The sequence below is a fragment of the Alteraquisediminimonas sediminicola genome (assembly GCF_019740335.1).
In the GTDB taxonomy this organism is placed as follows: Bacteria; Pseudomonadota; Alphaproteobacteria; order Sphingomonadales; family Sphingomonadaceae; genus Alteraquisediminimonas; species Alteraquisediminimonas sediminicola.
In genome coordinates this window covers 180281-197817 of the sequence record NZ_JAHXZS010000003.1, presented here as the reverse complement: position 1 = coordinate 197817, position 17537 = coordinate 180281, and the positions used below count along the sequence as shown (strand labels likewise).

The 17537-nt window shown below is 57.8% G+C and carries 15 protein-coding genes and 1 pseudogene; 6 read left to right on the top strand and 10 right to left on the bottom strand.

The annotated features are described in order from the left end of the window. Nucleotides 1–12: 12 nt before the first annotated feature. The 7 genes from pip to K6117_RS08870 form a co-directional block, all read right to left on the bottom strand. The gene (gene pip, locus K6117_RS08900; RefSeq protein ID WP_221794086.1) at nt 13–1023 is read right to left on the bottom strand and encodes a prolyl aminopeptidase; all 1011 of its coding nucleotides are present in this window, start codon (nt 1021–1023) and stop codon (nt 13–15) included. 4 nt (nt 1024–1027) lie between these two features. Beyond that, entirely contained in the window at nt 1028–2095 is a 1068-nt protein-coding gene (gene pqqE / locus K6117_RS08895) for a pyrroloquinoline quinone biosynthesis protein PqqE (RefSeq protein WP_221794084.1), read from the bottom strand. A 17-nt stretch (nt 2096–2112) separates the two neighbouring features. Further along, nucleotides 2113–2385 (bottom strand): pyrroloquinoline quinone biosynthesis peptide chaperone PqqD, encoded by a 273-nt coding sequence (pqqD, locus tag K6117_RS08890; RefSeq protein WP_221794082.1) that lies wholly within the window; start codon nt 2383–2385, stop codon nt 2113–2115. Next, on the bottom strand, nt 2385–3125 hold the full coding sequence (gene pqqC, locus K6117_RS08885; RefSeq protein WP_221794081.1) for a pyrroloquinoline-quinone synthase PqqC: 741 nt from the start codon (nt 3123–3125) through the stop codon (nt 2385–2387). The genes pqqD and pqqC overlap by 1 nt, the downstream gene beginning before the upstream one ends. Continuing rightward, nucleotides 3122–4024 carry a pyrroloquinoline quinone biosynthesis protein PqqB gene (gene pqqB / locus K6117_RS08880; protein WP_221794294.1) on the bottom strand — a complete coding sequence of 301 codons (903 nt, stop codon included), beginning with the start codon at nt 4022–4024 and terminating at the stop codon, nt 3122–3124. Before pqqB ends, pqqC begins: the two co-directional genes overlap by 4 nt. Before the next feature lie 7 nt (nt 4025–4031). After that, on the bottom strand, nt 4032–4115 hold the full coding sequence (gene pqqA, locus K6117_RS14635; RefSeq protein WP_221794292.1) for a pyrroloquinoline quinone precursor peptide PqqA: 84 nt from the start codon (nt 4113–4115) through the stop codon (nt 4032–4034). Nucleotides 4116–4240: 125 nt separating this feature from the next. Next, nucleotides 4241–5364 (bottom strand): IS3 family transposase gene (locus K6117_RS08870; protein ID WP_221794079.1). Its coding sequence is split into 2 segments (ribosomal slippage): nt 4241–5115 and nt 5115–5364, totalling 1125 coding nucleotides; the frame shifts between segments, so codons are not numbered across the junction. 353 nt (nt 5365–5717) lie between these two features. On the opposite strand from K6117_RS08870, the gene putA reads away from it, so the two are divergent. Together putA and K6117_RS08860 are read left to right on the top strand one after the other, a co-directional pair. After that, on the top strand, nt 5718–9359 hold the full coding sequence (gene putA, locus K6117_RS08865; RefSeq protein WP_343211763.1) for a bifunctional proline dehydrogenase/L-glutamate gamma-semialdehyde dehydrogenase PutA: 3642 nt from the start codon (nt 5718–5720) through the stop codon (nt 9357–9359). A gap of 639 nt (nt 9360–9998) precedes the next feature. Further along, complete coding sequence (locus tag K6117_RS08860; protein ID WP_246604974.1) at nt 9999–12077, top strand: TonB-dependent receptor; 2079 nt, start codon at nt 9999–10001, stop codon at nt 12075–12077. Nucleotides 12078–12146: 69 nt separating this feature from the next. Here the strand turns inward: K6117_RS08860 and K6117_RS08855 are convergent, their stop codons facing one another. Further along, nucleotides 12147–12998 carry a hypothetical protein gene (locus tag K6117_RS08855; protein WP_221794077.1) on the bottom strand — a complete coding sequence of 284 codons (852 nt, stop codon included), beginning with the start codon at nt 12996–12998 and terminating at the stop codon, nt 12147–12149. A 104-nt stretch (nt 12999–13102) separates the two neighbouring features. After that, entirely contained in the window at nt 13103–14335 is a 1233-nt protein-coding gene (locus tag K6117_RS08850; RefSeq protein WP_221794075.1) for a S8 family serine peptidase, read from the bottom strand. 83 nt (nt 14336–14418) lie between these two features. Between K6117_RS08850 and K6117_RS08845 the strand changes: the two genes are divergently transcribed. Together K6117_RS08845 and K6117_RS08840 are read left to right on the top strand one after the other, a co-directional pair. Further along, nucleotides 14419–14907, top strand: coding sequence for an RNA polymerase sigma factor (locus tag K6117_RS08845; RefSeq protein WP_221794286.1), 489 nt, complete (start codon nt 14419–14421; stop codon nt 14905–14907). Next, complete coding sequence (locus K6117_RS08840) at nt 14904–15620, top strand: anti-sigma factor family protein (RefSeq protein ID WP_221794073.1); 717 nt, start codon at nt 14904–14906, stop codon at nt 15618–15620. Before K6117_RS08845 ends, K6117_RS08840 begins: the two co-directional genes overlap by 4 nt. Before the next feature lie 33 nt (nt 15621–15653). Here the strand turns inward: K6117_RS08840 and K6117_RS08835 are convergent, their stop codons facing one another. After that, nucleotides 15654–15809, bottom strand: a complete 156-nt coding sequence (locus tag K6117_RS08835) for a response regulator transcription factor KdpE (protein ID WP_246604973.1) — start codon at nt 15807–15809, stop codon at nt 15654–15656. A gap of 48 nt (nt 15810–15857) precedes the next feature. On the opposite strand from K6117_RS08835, the pseudogene K6117_RS08830 reads away from it, so the two are divergent. Further along, nucleotides 15858–16257 (top strand): annotated as a pseudogene (locus tag K6117_RS08830) (integrase core domain-containing protein); the annotation flags it as partial. A 486-nt stretch (nt 16258–16743) separates the two neighbouring features. Further along, entirely contained in the window at nt 16744–17394 is a 651-nt protein-coding gene (locus K6117_RS08825) for a TetR/AcrR family transcriptional regulator (RefSeq protein WP_221794071.1), read from the top strand. The last annotated feature ends 143 nt before the right edge of the window (nt 17395–17537 follow it).

The window sequence follows — 17537 nt, the reverse complement described above, 5'->3', positions numbered from 1 at the left end:
TGGGGGGGGTAGTCACCGTGTTGCAGCGGAGGGGATGTCGCTACTGCACGGGTCGAGGCGTGGCAAGGTGGGGGCCAACGCATAATGCTCCGTCGCACGGATCAAGCGGTCCAGGGTAGCGGGCTCGAGATACGAGTGGCCCGCGCCTTCTACCAATGCGAAATCGGCATCGGGCCAGGCCTGATGCAGATCATAGGCGGTGCGGGCTGGACAGACCATGTCGTAGCGGCCCTGTACAATCGTACCTCGAATGCCCTTCAAGCGTCCTGCGTTGTCGATCAACTGCCCTTCTTCCAGCCAGCCCTGGTGGATGAAATAGTGATTTTCAATCCGTGCAAAGGCGAGCGCGAAGTGCTGATCAACAAACCCGGTTCCGGTTAGTGATTCAGGCATCAGGTTCAATGTACGACCTTCCCATAGTGTCCATGCGGCGGCTGCTTGCAATCGGGCAGCTTCATCGTTGCCGGTGAGCAACTTGCGATAGGCCATGAGTGGATCATGGCGCTCTGTGGACGGGATTGGGGCAAGAAAATCAGCCCAATGGTCCGGGAAAATTTCTGATGCCCCGTACTGGTAATACCAATCCAGTTCGGCCTGGCGCAAGGTGAAGACACCGCGCAGCACCAGTTCGCTCACATGTTCCGGATAGGTTTCTGCATAGGCCAGCGCCAATGACGATCCCCAGGAACCGCCGAATACCAACCATTGTTCCGTACCCATGAGTTGATGCAGTTTTCCGATGTCGGCGACCAGGTGCCAGGTCGTGTTGTGCTCGAGTTCGGCATATGGTGTCGATCTGCCACAACCACGCTGGTCGAAGAGCAGCACATCGTACAGCTTCGGGTCGAATAGCTGGCGATGCTTGGCGGATATCCCGCCTCCCGGTCCGCCGTGCAGGAATATGGCAGGCTTGGCACCGCGTGTCCCACTGCGTTCATAATAGAGGACATGGCCATCTCCGACATCAAGGGTGCCGGTCTCATAAGGCTCGATGGGCGGATATAATGTCCGTAACGCCGTCATGGTCTCAGGCCCCTTTCAGGCGGCGCGGCACAAAATCAAGGCCGGCATCGGCCGTTTGCCGGATGGCCGCTGCCATGACGAAGTGGGAGGGTGCCTTGGCACAGGCGGGGTCAGTGGCAGTTGCATCTCCGGTCAATGCCAGTGCCTGACAGCGGCAGCCGCCCCAGTCGATTTCGCGCCGCTCGCAACTGTGGCAAGGGTCCGGCATCCAGTCAGTGCCGCGGAACCGGGCAAAGGCAGGCGAGCCCGTCCAAATGGACGACAGGCTGTGCTCCCGGACCGACGGGAAAGTCAGGTCGGGAATGGTTTCGGCCGCATGGCATGGCAATGCCTTGCCGCTTGGCGAAATGTTGATGAAGCGGTTACCCCAGCCGCCCATACACGCCTTGGGGCGGGCCGCATAATAGTCTGGCACCACATAGTCGATCGTTATCCGGCCCAACAGGCGGTCCCGTGCATCAGTGACTATTTGATTGGCAAATTCCAACTGTTCCGCAGTCGGGAGTAGGGCAGTGCGGTTGAGCAATGCCCAGCCATAATATTGAGTATGTGCGATCTCGATGCGATCGGCACGAAGCTGCTCACCCAGGGTCAACATGTCCTCAAGGCGCTCAATATTCTGGCGATGAATGACGAAGTTGGCGGTGAGCGGCATACCCGCATCGTGTATGCGGCGAGCGGCCTCAAGTTTCTTGGCATGACCACCACGGTAGCCGCCGAAACGATCTGCACTTTCTGGTACTGCATCCTGGAAGCTTAGTTGGATATGTTCAATCCCGGCCGCCAGCAGGCGTTCCATCGCATCATCATCGAGTAACACGCCGGATGTGATAAGGTTGGTGTAAAGCCCGATATTGGTCGCGTGGGAAACCAGCTCGACCAGGTCGCGCCGGGCCATCGGTTCACCGCCGGTCAAGTGTAATTGCAGGACGCCAATTTCAGCCGCCTCGTCCAGTACACGTCGCCATTCGTCGGTCGTCAACTCGTCTGGGGGCGGATCCAGCGAGAGTGGATTGGAGCAATAGGCACATTGGAGCGGGCACCGGTGTGTCAACTCCGCGATCAGCCCCATGGGAGGTGTCAGTTGGGTCACAATTCCATTGCTCCCTTCATTACCAGACCTTCCAGCACTGCGATTACGTCCGGCTCTACTACATCGAGGGGCGCATTGAACTGGCCAGCCAGTTCAAGCGAAATGACACGGATTGACCGCTGACCATCCACGAGTTTCAGGATTTCAGTCCCAATCTCATCCGGCATGAACAATCTTTCCGGTGCCAACACCACCCATGTGCTGCGGGTCTTGTCGAACCGGAGTTTCGTTCCCCGGCGAAAGCGGGGAATGCGATCCGATTTAGACATCAGGTGTCTTGCCCGGGGACGAAGGCACCTGGCGGGATCATGCCAGGGGCGACATAGGCAAGATACAGCCCGTTGAGTTGGGACCAGAGCACGTTGCATTTGAAACAAAGTGCGCCCAGCACTGCCTGCTGTTTTTCGACTGTGTCGGCATGTCGCTTGACGTAGGTTAATGCGAACTCGCTATCCTGAGGCGCCTGCGTCAATCTTGGCGTAAAGTAGGCGAGCGTATCCGATGTGACCCAGTCATAATTGGCCAGCATGCCGGATACGCGCTCTGAAATGATGGACGGTGAAAACAGTTCGGTCAGAGATGAGGCGACGGCCTCCAGTATTGTGCGATCGCGCACGAAATGGACATAGGCATCTACGGCGAAGCGGGTCTCGGGCAAGATCGCTTCGGCGCGTTTGACCATGGCCCGATCCAGGCCGACCCCTTCCGCCAGTTTCAGCCAGCGCTCGATGCCGCCCGGGGCACCATCTCTCCCGTCGTGATCCTCGATCCGGCGGCGCCATTCCCGTCGTAATTCCGAGGTTTCGAAGCGCGCCATGATCAGGGAATCCTTCACGGGGATCGCAGCCTGATAATAGTAGCGGTTGAGCGCCCATGCTTGAACCTGGCCGCGATTTAGCTGGCCATCATGCAACAGGCGATGGAACGCATGGCGGTTGTGATAGCGCTTGGTACCGATATCGCGCAGCGCGACCTCCAGCTCGTCGGGTGAAAGCAGTCGTTTGTTCATATTTCGACTCTCAGGCCGTCATGAGTGACGGTCCAGCCCGCGTCTTCCGCTTCGGCTCGTTCCGCTGAGTTGGCAAGGAGGACTGGATTGGAATTATTCATATGGATCAGGAATTTGCGGCCGATCGAAATGTCGCGAAACGTCTCGATCGTGCCGCCGGGATCGCTCAGGCTCATATGACCCATGCGACGACCGGTTTTTGTGCCAATGCCGGCGGTGACCATTTCGTCGTCGCGCCATAGCGTGCCATCAAAGAACAGCACGTCTGCATGTGCCAGACGCGACGCGAGCGCATCAGGCACAGCCGCGCATCCCGGGATGTAAAAGAGGCGGTGTGAACCATCCGAAATCACTGCTGCTACAGTTGTTTCGTCAGCGGTTAGCGCTGGCATTTCGTCATCTGCTTCAAGGTAAAGCGGGATCTTGCCCGGGACCGCAAACAGTTCAAGCGTGAGGCCTCCTGCCAGCGCAATGGTCTGATCAAGGGCAATCGCCTTTCGCACCACGACATCACGGGCGAGCACTTCGAAGATCGGATTGGCGTCGAGGATGTCGAGAATTCGTTGCGTGGCAAACACGGTGAACGGCTGTCGCTCGCGAAGCGTCAATAGGCCAGCAATGACATCGACATCACCCCCGGTGAGGATCACGCTCGAAATAGGGGTCGACCGCAAGCCGGACTTGGGGTGCAATTCCTCGGTCTGATTGATCTGCTGACGCAGATCGGGGGATGCATTCAGCAGGTGCCAATGTTGTCCGTCGCCGCTGACAGCGAGGCTTGCTTGGGTTCTGGGGGGAGCTGCGAGATCGCTGGCCCTCGCCCGTTGGCAGCCAATTGCGTTGGAGTTCCACTGAGGAAAACCGCCACCGGCCGCCGCCCCCAGAACCACGATTTTCATGCGTGTTTCAGGCCTTGAGTTCGGCGCAAGCGTAGCAGTTGATTTCAGCGCCAAGGGCGATTTCGACAATTTTAGGGGTCTTCCAGGTCATGCTCTACTCCTATAGTTTATTGTCCCGCAAAGCGGGTTTATTGCATAGGGCATGCGGCCATCAACACGCAACAACGAATGCCTGACTGGCCTGAAGTGCTTGGGCTTGGTGGTCCAGAACCAGCGTTAGTTTCCGGCTTGGCCTGCCCCGATCGGGGCAGGCCAAGTTGCTTGCCCGGCAAGATATTCGTCCGGGGTCAGATTGCCAAGAGCCATGTGAGGACGGCTCTCATTATAGTCCCGCCTCCAGACCTCAATCAGGCGCTTGGCCTCCGGGATCGATTCAAACCAATGCAGGTTCAGGCATTCATCCCGGAATGAGCCATTGAACGTCTCGATATAGGCATTATCCGTGGGTTTTCCCGGACGGCTGAAGTCGATCCTGACACCATGATGGTATGCCCAAAGATCAACCAGACGGCCCGTAAATTCGCTGCCATTATCGGCAAACAGATATTTCGGTGCTCCACGCTGCCGGACCAGTCGATTGAGTACCTCGACGACATGCTCGCCGCGCAGGCGCTGCCCAACCTCGATCGCCAGCGCCTCTCGGCTGAACACGTCAACCACGGTCAGTGATCGAAACTTCTGGCCATTGCTGAGCTGATCATGGACGAAGTCCAGGCTCCATGCCTCGTTAGGACGTTGGGGCTGACAACGTCCTTCCCGGTGTACGACCATCTTGCGACGGCGGGGCTGCTTGGTCCGCAAGACCAAGCCTTCCTCGCGATAAAGCCGATAAACAACATTGCGACCGACCTGCCAGCCTTCGCGCTTCAGCATGATGTGGACCCGTCGATAGCCATAACGGATCCGCGTCGCGATGATCTCGTGCATCCGCTGGCGGATCTCGGCACGCGGATCCCGCGTGCTGGGTTTGCGCTGGGTCGATCGATGTTGGCCTGTCACCTGGCAGGCACGGCGCCCGCTGTAGCCGTGTGACGACACGACATAGGCTACAACCTCTTTCATGAGCGCCGGCCCGGGAACTTTTTTGACAGAACATCCTGCAGCACTGCCTTGTCGAGGCTAAGCTCCGCGACCAGCTTCTTCAGGCGCGCATTTTCCTCGACGACCTGCTTGAGCTCGCGGACCTGCTCTGACTCCAGTCCAGCATATTGCCGCTTCCACCGGTAAAAGGTCTGTTCGGAAATCCCGATCTGGCGGATCAGATCCGACACCGGAAGGCCCAGATCAGCCTGCTTTAAAACCGCCACTATCTGCTCAGTTGAAAACCGCTTCTGTTTCATCGACGTCTCTCCTCAACAAGAAAATCCGCCGGAATAGCTAACTTTGCAACTGGACCACTTTCATTATGTCACCTCACCCGCGGAAATACGCGGGTCACGCAGCCCTACACAAAAAGGCACAAGAATCTGCAATCAAACGATAATAGGTGGTGGCGGACACTGGCTGGAGCGAACAGGCCTCCGTCGGAAACTCCTGGCCCTCCCGAAAGTTTAGCGAGTTTCAAAAGCTTCCAAGGCATTTCCAGCCGTTATCAGCCTCGCAAGCCATAGATTTCTGCGGCTCAACAGAGAATAAGATTAAATGCCGTGCAGGGAAATTGATACTGTAGGAACATCCGAATAGGAGTCTTCCTGTGCATTCAGAGATCTGTTCTCCCTTTTCCTCGTTTGCGCCCTATGGGGGCGAAGCAAGTGCATTACGACGTCAGGTCACGGCTGCCTACAGAAAGCCAGAGCATCTCTGTATCAGCGAGTTGATCGGGCAAGCGGAAATTTCCGGAGAGACTGCGGATGCAATCAGGCGGACAGCCATGTCACTTGTATCATCGCTGCGCGCGAAGGGCCAGCGAGGCGGTGTCGAGGCATTGATCAAGGAATATTCCCTTTCCAGTCAGGAGGGTGTTGCCTTGATGTGCCTCGCGGAATCCTTGTTGCGGGTCCCCGACAATGCGACACGGGATGCCCTTATTCGCGACAAGATTGCGCCTGGCGACTGGCAGGCCCATTTGGGCCAAGGCCGCTCGTTGTTCGTAAATGCAGCGACATGGGGATTGGTTGTCACGGGAAAACTGGTTGGAGCCAATAGCGAGGAAGGACTTGGCAATGCGCTGTCTCGACTTATCGCGCGAGCAGGCGAACCCGTGATCCGGTGCGGTGTGGATATGGCGCTGGAACTGATGGGCGAACAATTCGTCACCGGCGAAACCATCGATGAAGCTTTGAGAAGGGCGAAGAAACTCGAAGTCCAGGGATATGGCTACAGTTATGACATGCTCGGCGAAGCCGCAGTCACAGCAGCAGACGCGGATCGCTATCTGAATTCTTACGAGCAAGCCATCCATGCCATCGGAAAAGCTTCGACCGGGCGGGGGATCTACGGCGGACCTGGCATTTCAATCAAGCTCTCGGCTCTGCATCCACGTTTCAGTCGTGCGCAGCTCGGGCGCGTTATGGCTGAACTGTTGCCGAAAGTGCGCGGCTTGGCCGTTTTGGCGAAGGGTTATGGGATCGGCTTCAATATCGATGCAGAAGAAGCAGACCGCCTCGAACTGTCGCTCGATCTTCTTGAATGTCTCGCTTATGATTCCGGGCTGGCAGGATGGAACGGTCTCGGTTTCGTTGTTCAGGCATATGGGAAGCGCTGCCCATATGTGATCGATTGGCTGATCGACCTTGCAAAGAACTCCGGCCGGCGGATGATGGTCCGCCTTGTCAAAGGCGCTTACTGGGATAGCGAAATCAAGCGGGCGCAGGTGGATGGGCTGATCGACTTTCCTGTCTATACCCGCAAAATTCATACCGATGTGTCTTACATTGCATGCGCCAGAAAGTTGCTGGCCTCTCGTGAAGCGATTTTCCCGCAATTTGCCACGCATAACGCACAAACAGTGGCGACGATCTATCATCTTGCCGGGCCGGATTTTATGTTGGGCGATTATGAGTTCCAGTGCCTGCACGGTATGGGCGAGCCGCTTTACGAGGAAGTCGTCGGCCCGGGCAAACTGGATCGCCCCTGTCGTATCTACGCGCCGGTTGGTGCGCATGAGACATTGCTTGCCTATTTGGCCCGGCGTCTTCTGGAAAACGGTGCCAACTCTTCGTTTGTGCATCGCATCTGGGATGAGAACATATCAGTCGCCGAGCTTGCATGCGATCCGGTTGACCTCGCTCGGGATATTCAGCCACTCGGCGCGCCGCACGCGGCAATTGCCCTGCCTGCCGACATTTATGGCGCAAGGACCAATTCGGCTGGGCTCGATCTTGGTGATGAAAGATTGCTGGCTGAATTGACCCAAAAGCTGCGAAAAAGTGCTCAAAAAACATATTTTGCAGCGCCTATGGTGCCAAGGCTGCAATGTCTGCGTACTTCCATGCCTGTGATCAATCCTTCCTGTAGATTCGATCAGGTTGGTCGGGTTGAGCCGGCTCTGGATCGTGAGGTTGGTGATGCTGTGCAGATTGCTATTGGTGCATTTGCTTCATGGGCCGCGACACCAGTGGAAGAGCGTGCGGTAGCTTTGGACCGTGCCGCCGACGAGATGCAGGTAGCGCTGCCCGAATTGGTTGGCCTGATTATCCGGGAAGCAGGTAAAAGCACTGCAAATGCCATCGCGGAAGTGCGCGAAGCAATCGACTTTCTAAGGTATTATGCGCGACAGGCCCGGCAAGCACGTGTCGATGAGCTTACACCTCTAGGTCTGGTGGTCTGTATCAGCCCGTGGAATTTTCCTCTGGCGATCTTCATTGGCCAGATTGCCGCTGCGCTGGTTGTGGGGAATATTGTGCTCGCCAAGCCAGCCGAGGAAACTCCGCTCATTGCCGCTGAAGGCGCGCGCATTCTGCATGCTGCGGGCATCCCCGTCGATGCCCTGCTGTATCTGCCGGGCGACGGTGCCCTCGGTGCGGCATTGGTGGCGCGACCAGAAACGGCTGCCGTTATATTTACCGGGTCTACGGAAGTCGCCAAACTCATTCAGAACGAGCTTGCCAAACGCTGTTCTACGAAAGGAGCACCTATCCCGTTGATCGCTGAAACAGGCGGTCAGAATGCAATGATTGTGGATAGCTCTGCCCTTGCCGAACAAGTGACTGCGGATGTCATCGCGTCGGCGTTCGACAGCGCAGGGCAGCGCTGCTCCGCGCTGCGTGTCTTGTGCCTTCAGGAAGATATCGCAGATCGTCAGTTGGCGATGCTCAAAGGTGCGCTTGCCGAACTGACGATTGGTCGGACGGATCGCCTTGCCACCGATATTGGACCGGTCATTTCTCTACAGGCCAAGGCGGAGATCGTCGCTCACATCAAACGAATGAGAAGCGAAGGATATAATGTGGAGCAGTTGCCGCTGCCTGCTGAATGCGAGGATGGCACATTCATCGCGCCAACAATCATCGAGATAGACCGTATCGACTGCATTGGACGCGAGGTCTTCGGTCCCGTACTGCACGTACTGCGCTATTCGCGCAGCGACATGCACGCATTGATCAATCAGATTAACCAGACAGGTTATGGCCTTACCTTTGGATTGCATACTCGTCTCGATGAGACGATCGCTGATGTCACCTCACGCATTGCCGCAGGGAACCTGTACGTCAATCGCAACATGATCAGCGCTGTCGTTGGCGTTCAGCCTTTTGGGGGGCGCGGCTTGTCGGGTACTGGCCCAAAGGCTGGGGGGCCGCTCTATCTAGGTCGCCTTGTTCATCGAGCGCCAAAGCAGGAATTCGTCATGCCAACGCATCCCCATTCGAGTCTGGATGTGTTACAGGCATGGCTCAAGAGGCAGGGAGTGGATGTTAACCCGCTAAACGGCACTCCAATGGCGGGGTGCATGGCAGAATTGCCGGGCCCTGTAGGAGAACGCAACCTCTACGCTTTGCATCCATGCGGCTCTGTCCTGCTCATACCGCACAGCCGTGCAGGGCTGATCAGTCAAATCGCGGCGGCACTGGCCACAGGCAATGCGCCAACAATTCTCGCATCGCCTGAATTGGCGCAGATGTCCTCGGATCTTCCAAGCGAAGTCCAGGGGGAACTGATCTGGATTGACGATCTCCCCGCCTGCAATGCGTTTGCGGCCGTCCTGATCGAGCGTCGTCAAGAATGCGAAACCGTACCAATCCTGCGGCGCATTGCAGCGATGCAGGGACCGATACCTCTGGTACAACTGGCAGATGAGGAAGGGCTGTACCGTGCTGATTGGCTGGTTAAGGAAGTCTCCATTTCAATCAACACCACTGCATCAGGCGGCAATCCCAGCCTGATGGCATTGGTATGAGCCATTGACCAAGGTTCATTAAAGCCGACCGATCATTCACAGGGAGGCCTGCGCGTTGCAATTCTCGATGGCGCCGAAAGCGAAATGGTCATGGATAAAGTCCAGACTCCAGCGGGCATTGGGCCGAGCCTCCACGAGGATCGGAGTCAAAACGCTAGCTAGGGGGCAGATGTCCAGCCACTGCCATCGGCCCCGCCTTAGCCCAATGAAAGATGATCAGGGGATTGACGCCATTTCATCGTATGATGCATTCTACTTAATGCGCATGCGATTGAAAATTTGCAGTTTTGCAGCTTCAATTGCGGCCAGATCTCGGAACATGAGGCCCCGATCATCAGCTTGGTGCGTGGCATGCAAGACCTCAGGCCCGAGATGGTCCAAGGTGCGATTGCGCTCGTTATTGATGATGATCAAATCCCGGCTCTCATCGAAAACTGATCAGCTCTGGCCAACGCCATGACGCAGGCTGGGATATTACCCACGCGTTACCGGTGTGGACCGGGAAGCGGCGTCGGTCACGGCTAAGCGCAACAGCTTCGGCAGGGATATTCTTCATGAATGCTGAAACGCATTATTGCAAACCATTCGCAATTTCATTAGCAGCAGCGCCATTGAACGAATCGCTCACAGGGGGCTTGCTTGAAAAATCTGTTGCTCATTTCCACCGCATTGATGGCGGCGTCCGGACACGCCTGGGCCACCGAAGTTGAAAACGAAGGCGTTGGCGTTATCATCGTGACGGGCAGGTCCGATGGCTATCTGGCGACTAATTCGGTGACGGCCACCAAGATCGACACGCCCCTCATCGATATACCGCAGTCCATTACCGTCATTACCCGCGAACGGCTCGACGATCAGGCCCAGCGCAGCATGGCCGATGTCCTGCGCTACGTCCCCGGAGCGACCGTTGGCCAAGGTGAAGGCAATCGCGACCAGATCACGCTGCGTGGACAGAACACGACTGCCGACTTCTTCCTCGACGGCGTGCGTGATGACGTGCAATATTACCGCAGCCTCTACAATATCGAACGGGTTGAAGTGCTCAAAGGCCCCTTTGCCCTGATCTTCGGACGCGGCGGTAGTGGCGGCATCATCAACCGCGTGCAGAAGTCGCCCACCACTGACAATCTGGCAATCGGCGGCGTCGCAAGCGTCAACAGCTTCGGCGCGTGGGATATTTCATCGGATATCAACGCACCGCTCACCGGCAATACGGCGCTCCGCCTCAATGCCAATTATGAAAAACTCAACAACCACCGGGATTATTTTGACGGTGAACGCTATGCGATCAACCCCTATGTCGCTGTGGATCTTGGTGGCGGCTGGAAGGCTGGCCTGTCCTATGAATATGTCAATGACGATCGCGTGACAGATCGCGGTATCCCGTCGATTGCCACGGCCCCCGGCCAGCCCAACCGCCCGATCACAGGGTATCGCGACACATTCTTCGGCACGCCCGATGTGAACCGCGCAGGGCTGGAGGCCCATATCGTGAAGGCGCGGCTTGACGGAAAGCTGGCTGAAAATCTCGATTGGTCGACCACCATGCTCTATGGCGACTATGACAAATATTATACCAACGTCTACGCCAATGGCGCAGCCACCAGCCAGACCGGCACCGTCGCACTTTCCAGCTATACCGACCCCACCGAGCGCCAGAACTTCATTGCGCAGAGCAACCTCGTCTGGGATGCAAACGTCGGTTCAATCGGCAACAAGATACTGCTGGGCCTGGAATATGGCGATCAGGATTCAACGAACCAGCGCCGCAACGGCACGCTATCAAGCAGCACGCTGAACCTCGCCAATATCGTCTATCCGACGGTGACCTTTGGCGCGCTCGCCCGCGATACGGTCTCGAACGTACGGTTCTTTTCCGCTTATGCGCAGGATCAGATCAGCTTTGGCGATTATATCGATGTTGTCGTCGGCCTGCGCTATGACCGGTTCGAAATCAAGGGGACCGACCGTATCGGCACGCCTCGTCCTTTTGCCCGCACGGATGAAAAACTGTCGCCGCGTCTCGGTCTGATCCTCAAGCCGCAGGAGAACATCTCGATTTACGGCAGCTACAGCCAGTCATTCCTGCCGCGATCAGGGGATCAGTTCCTGACGATGACGGCCACACAGCAGAATCTCGCCCCGGAAAAATTTACCAATTATGAAGTGGGCGCCAAATGGGACATCCATAAAGATCTCAACGTGACGCTCGCCCTGTTCCAGCTTGACCGAAGCAATGCCACTACGCCCAATCCCGACAATGTCACCGCCACGATCAATGTCGGCGGCACCCGCACCAAAGGCGCTGAACTGGCGTTGACGGGGCGGATTACCCCAAGCTGGCAGATGACCGGCAGTTACACTTATCAGGTTGCCAAGCTGCGTGGGAATGACCTTGTGCGGCTGGCTCAGGTGCCCAAACACCAGTTCGCGTTATGGAATCGCTACGAGCTCAACCGAAGCGTCGGCGCAGGGCTGGGCGTGGTTCATCAATCAGGCCAGTTCGCGGCAATCCGCACATTGGCAACAACCACGCGCCTACCGAGCTTCACGCGGGTCGACGCCGCCCTGTTTATCAAGGCCAGCGACAAGGTAGAATTTCAAGTCAATGTCGAGAACATCCTCGATAAGGAATATTTCGCCGACGCGCATAACAACAATAACATCACGCCGGGCGCGCCGGTTAACGCACGCTTTACCGCTCGGGTGAAGTTCTGAAGCCGGGCAGGCGGGGGAGACAAGCTCCTCCGCCTGCGTCGATCGGATCATCTGTTATTGATAACTGAGTTACCGCTTTGTGGCGTCTGCGGCGCCGCCGTCAGTTGGCGACACTTCCTGCGCTTCGCCAAGTTGCTTGATCTGAGCTTCGCCCATGGCCGACATCAGCAATTCACCGTTAGCGCTGAAGTTGTCGGCGGGAAGCAATGCTTTCTGACCATCGACCTTGACCAGCAACTGCTCCACACGGCCACTTTTATCGGCGATGACCTGGCTGACCTTGCCGATACGATCTCCGTCGGGGGAGAAGATCGCGGTACCACGGGCGATGTCTAAGCTACCCGCGGCCGAGGCCATGGCACTGCCGGCCAGAGCCAACCCGGCGGTGCTGCCACTGGTCGCGGCGAGCGCTGCGTGGCTGGCACCCTCTGCCTGACCTAAGGCGCCGCGCGCCTGCTCGCGAGTATCCCCAACGGCGTTATGAGCGCCGTCACGGAGTCCGCCCACGGTCGAGCCGATCTGGTCGGTCCCGATCAACTGGGCATCAATACTGCCTGACTTGCTGGCACCCGCACTGCCAGAACTGGTGGCATCAATATTGCGAGTCGGGGTGGCTATGGTCTGGGTCAGCGAACCTTCGCCATTGGCATTCGCCACACCATTGGCTGAAGCACGCCCACTACGGCGATCGATGGACTTGTTGCCTTCGGCATCTACGCCGCCGCGCGCAGCACTGCGGGTGGTCGTGGTGACCGACTCCATATCGCTGTCGATGCCGCCAAGGCCACCAAGGCCGCCTTGCATGGCGCCGCCGAACGAACCGCCCAGCGTCCCGCCGAGGCCGCCGCCTCCCAGAATCTGGGCCTGTGCCGAAGTGGCGGCAAGTAGAAGTGCCGCGGTCATGATGAAGGTCTTGCGCATGGTCGTGCTCCTTTCATTATCAGGGGGAGAGCGCCTCAATGCGCGTCTCTCGATCAGGACAACGACCCGTCACCTCGATTCCATCCATGCATGGTGAAAAAATCTCAGCGTGTGCGGCAGGAAGCGCACAGCAACCCGCGACCAAAGTGCGCATCGGCTCCCCGCGGCCCAAGATCCTGCGCTTCGGCATCGAGACTTCGCCGCACGTCGCCGCCGAGATCCAGTGCAGCAGCGGCACGCGCGGCGGCAAGCGGCGCAGCATAAGACGTGCCGCGCACTTCGACCCTGCGCCCGGCGGCATTCGTCGCCACCATGTCAGCCCCCGGTGCGGCGTAATCGAGATGCGTGGCCCGTCCGGCCTCGATCAACACGCGATTACGCCCGTCGACAGCGGTTATCGCGAGCACGCCGGGATAGGATGCAGGATAGGCGGGCGGGGCTGCAGGCCCATCGTTGCCGACCGCCGCAACATAAACAATGCCGCGCCGTTGCCCGGCGACAATCGCGCGGGCGAGAAGCGGATTGTCCGGACCGACAAGGCTGATCGTCACCACCCGAGCATCGGCATTGGCGAGCCAGTCGATCGCCCGCGCGATGGCTAGGGCATTCCCGCCCGCCGGATCGTCGCCATAGACATCGGCGGCCAGCAGACGCCTTACGCCGCTTGCCGCAAGCAACGAGGCAACCGCACTCCCATGGTCCCCCGCGCGCGCGCCGCCGCGCGCAAAGCCTCGGACCATAATCCCGCCAATGTGATTGGCTGGCGCCCCATCGATCATCCCCACCCGCGTGGCGATGGCGCGCATCATACTTTGCGCAGGTGCAGTCTGATCCTTGCCCCGGACGTTACCTGCCGGGAAGTGCAGCGTATCGGCAACAACCTCCGCCCCGGGCGCGACCGTGTCGATCAGTGCCTGCGCTTGCGCCAGCGACAACCCCGCGGGCACGCCGAGGCGAGTAACGGAGATGTCGAGCGAGTCGAGCCGTTCCTGCGAGAGGATGACAAAGCCTGCGTGACGCAGCGCATCGCGCATGGCCGCCTCGCCGCCCAGCAGCAGCAGCTCGCCCTTTCGTGCCGGTGCGCCACTGCGATCGAACTCGATCACGTCGCTGTGACGGCGCACGAACCGGGCCAGCCGATCGGTCCGTTGCTGTGCCAGCGTCTCGGCTTGGGCCGCAAGCCGCTGCGCGCGCGCGACCACCGGGTCGGCGACTTTCTCGACAGCACCAATTGGATCACGCAGCACATTGCCGACCGGCGGCAAGGCGAGTTGTGCGGGGGCAGGATCAGCGACAAGCCCGACCAGCATGATGGAGGCGATCAGAAATGGGCGCATTATATTGTGGCTCGCTTCATAATCGAAATTTATAGGGATGAAACGGGTCTGCTCGGTCGTTTGATCCACGAAAGGCAAAGAAACTGTCAGAAGGCTTCGATTCCGCGCTGCTTGCGCTCCTGCCCCGGTTACGGCGTTTTGCCGCCGGACTGGCGCGCAACCGGGCCGAGGCCGACGACCTTTGCCAGATAACCGTCGAGCGCGCCCTGCGCAACCGCGACCAGTGGCAGGCGGGAACGCGGCTCGATAGCTGGACGTATCGGATCATGCGCAACATCTGGATCGACGAGACCCGTACCGTCGCCCGCCACGGCAAGACCTTTGTCGACGAAGCGGAGGGACTGAATGTGGGTGAAAGCGGCGGACAAGAGACTGCCTTGTTGCGTCAGGACATCGACCGCGCGCTGGCGCGTCTGCCGCAGGAGCAGCGCGAAGCAGTGATCCTCGTGCTGGTCGAGGGCTATGCCTATAAGGAGGCCGCCGAGATCATCGGCTGCCCGGTCGGCACGCTGACCTCACGGCTGGTACGCGGGCGCGACGCCCTGATGGCGATGATGGGAGAGATGACATGAGCGTAACCCGAGAGGAGCTGGCGGCCTACGCCGATGGCGAGCTCGCCCCCGCCGATACGAGGCGGATCGAAGCCGCAATCGCCGCCGATCCCGCGCTTGGCGAGAAAGTTGCCGCGCACCGTGCATTCAAGGCAAGGCTTTCCGCACATTTTGCGCCAATCCTCGACGAGCCTGTTCCCGACAGCATTACGGCGCTCTTCCCGAAGCCCGAGAGCAGCGGTGCGAAAGTGATCGATTTCGTAGCAGCGGCCATAAGGCAACGGCAGTCGCGCAAGCCCGTATTGCGGTCGCCATGGCTGCGCTTTGGCGGACCGGCGCTGGCTGCCTCGCTGGCACTCGGGCTGGTGCTGATACAACAGTCGGGTAGCCCGGATGGCTATGCCAAGGGCGAGCTGGTAGCCGCGCTGGACAGCCAGCTTGCCGCAGACCAATCTGTGGATGCGAAGGTGCGGGTGCTCATAAGCTTTGCCAATACCGAGGGCGAACTGTGCCGAGGCTTCGCTACGGCTGCGCAATCCGGCATCGCTTGTCGCAATGCCAAAGGCTGGAAACTGGAACGCAAGCTTCCCGGAATGACAGGGCAAGGAACGGACTATCGCCAGGCCGGCAGCGCCGATGCCGAGCTCATGGCCGCGATTCAGGACATCGCCACTGGCGCACCGCTCGACGCAGCGGGTGAGCGTGCCGCAATGGCGAAGGGCTGGCAGCGCTAGGCAGTTCTCTGCAACCGGACACCCAGTCGCCGCTTATTCTCTGTTCAGTCGACAGCCGATTCCAGGCTCGTAACGGTTCAGGATCGGGTGGCTCGGGCCATCCTCCAGCTTCAAGCGCAGGGCGCGGGCAGCGACCCTAAGATATTCCTTGTCCGCCTCATGGGCCGGGCTCCAGATGGACCGCAGCAAATGGTCATGTGCCAGCAGGGCGAACAGTGCATATTCATTCGGCGTCAGATGGCCACCTCAGGCTGTAACAGCGCCACCGTGCTGCACAAACCACGGCTGCGTCAGACAATGTCACAGGCGAGCTGGTCGCCTATACCGAGGCCCAGAACATGAGCCATTTACGCGGCGCGCCATTCCATCCCCAGACCTAGGGCAAGATTGAACACTGGCACCAAACTCTCAAAAACCGCTCCTGCTGGAGAACTATTACCTGCCAGGCGATCTTGAGGCCCAAATGGAGGCATTCATCAAGCACTACAACCATTAGCGTTATCATGAGAGCTTGAGCAATGTGACGCCGGCCGACGCCTACTTCGGGCGCGACAAGCAGATCTTTGCTGAACGCGCTGCCATCAAAGAACAGACCATCGAATATCGGCGCTTGCAACACCGCAAACTCGCCGCCTAAAATCAAACTCCAGACGAGGCCCGCGCTCCGCTAAAACGCCAACCATTCTGCACCAAATGTTTCGACGACGGACAGATGAGCGATGTGGCCGCGGAGGCTAACATCTGATGCATGGGCACTTAGTCGTTAATTCGCGCGACGGTCGTGGTGGGAATGGCGCAAAATAAGGCCGTGGGGACAGGCAGTCCAGCACTTGGTTTCGGTCAAGGGATTCGAAATAGGAGCAATTTATATGAATAAATATATCGTTCTGTTGCCACAGCGCAACACCAAGGCTCTCTCAGTGATGGCCCGAAATGAACTAAGTCATTCTGACTCCATTTCTTTACAGCCAAGTGTAACAATTTGAGATCAAACAAATAACGGAGGTGCACTAATTTCGCCTGGGTCTGAATGGTACTCGTTGCAAAAGTTCATAAATTGTTAAAATATGATTTCGTCAAACATAATGTATATTAAACTCCATTTCTCTAGGAGGGATAAGGCTTGAAACGTGTCCTATCTGCTTCTCATCTCACTGATAGTGACGTCGACATCGGTCGACGTGAAATGAACAAGAATCGGGTGTGGCAGCAGATACTTTTGGCAGGTGAGAAACTATTCCTTGAACAAGGCTTCAATGATGCAACGGTAAAAGGAATCGTCGAAGAAGCAGACGTTTCGACAGGGACGTTTTTCAATTATGTTCGCACCAAGGATGATTTGCTTAGCTGTCTAACAGAAGTTCGAATGTGTGAGATATTGGGACCTAATGGTTTGGCATCAATTTTCGATCCGGAAGTGATTCAGCTGCTACCAGATGCTGGCAAACGCTTAGGAAAATTAGAGCGTATCAAAGGGCTGCTGCTGATTGATTTGCGCTACGGCAAACACTTTTCATACGATGTATCATGCAATGGGGAGTGGACTGGTTGGGCTGAATGCGATGCGTATGTCGAGCTGATACGGAACTGGAGGTTGCGAGGGCTAATCCGGAACGACGCTGATGTATTGCTTCAGGTTATGCTACTCCAGGGCATGGCTAATGCTGCCATAGCCAAATGGTTGCTACACGATAGCAACACTCGTGGCTCCCAGCTTAAGGGTATGCAGGAAGGCATCATTTCCGTTTTCCGAGAGGGTGCAGGAATAGCTTAATGGCCCCTGCAGCGCGGTTATGCGCATGCCGCCGCACCACAATTTATTTAATCTTGCCATTAAGGTTAAAAAATGCCTAATTGCAGCTCCAGCCTCGAGCAACGAGGCGGTATATGAGAGGATCGCAGGCATGCTATATATGT

What these genes read in the sequence shown, in the direction of transcription:
- K6117_RS08840 (WP_221794073.1), top strand. Translation starts at nt 14,904, where the DNA reads ATGAGCGTAACCCGAGAGGAGCTGGCGGCCTACGCCGATGGCGAGCTC.
- pip (WP_221794086.1), bottom strand. Translation starts at nt 1,023, where the DNA reads ATGACGGCGTTACGGACATTATATCCGCCCATCGAGCCTTATGAGACC.
- pqqE (WP_221794084.1), bottom strand. Translation starts at nt 2,095, where the DNA reads ATGGGGCTGATCGCGGAGTTGACACACCGGTGCCCGCTCCAATGTGCC.
- pqqB (WP_221794294.1), bottom strand. Translation starts at nt 4,024, where the DNA reads ATGAAAATCGTGGTTCTGGGGGCGGCGGCCGGTGGCGGTTTTCCTCAG.
- K6117_RS08855 (WP_221794077.1), bottom strand. Translation starts at nt 12,998, where the DNA reads ATGCGCAAGACCTTCATCATGACCGCGGCACTTCTACTTGCCGCCACT.
- K6117_RS08850 (WP_221794075.1), bottom strand. Translation starts at nt 14,335, where the DNA reads ATGCGCCCATTTCTGATCGCCTCCATCATGCTGGTCGGGCTTGTCGCT.
- pqqA (WP_221794292.1), bottom strand. Translation starts at nt 4,115, where the DNA reads ATGACCTGGAAGACCCCTAAAATTGTCGAAATCGCCCTTGGCGCTGAA.
- pqqD (WP_221794082.1), bottom strand. Translation starts at nt 2,385, where the DNA reads ATGTCTAAATCGGATCGCATTCCCCGCTTTCGCCGGGGAACGAAACTC.
- pqqC (WP_221794081.1), bottom strand. Translation starts at nt 3,125, where the DNA reads ATGAACAAACGACTGCTTTCACCCGACGAGCTGGAGGTCGCGCTGCGC.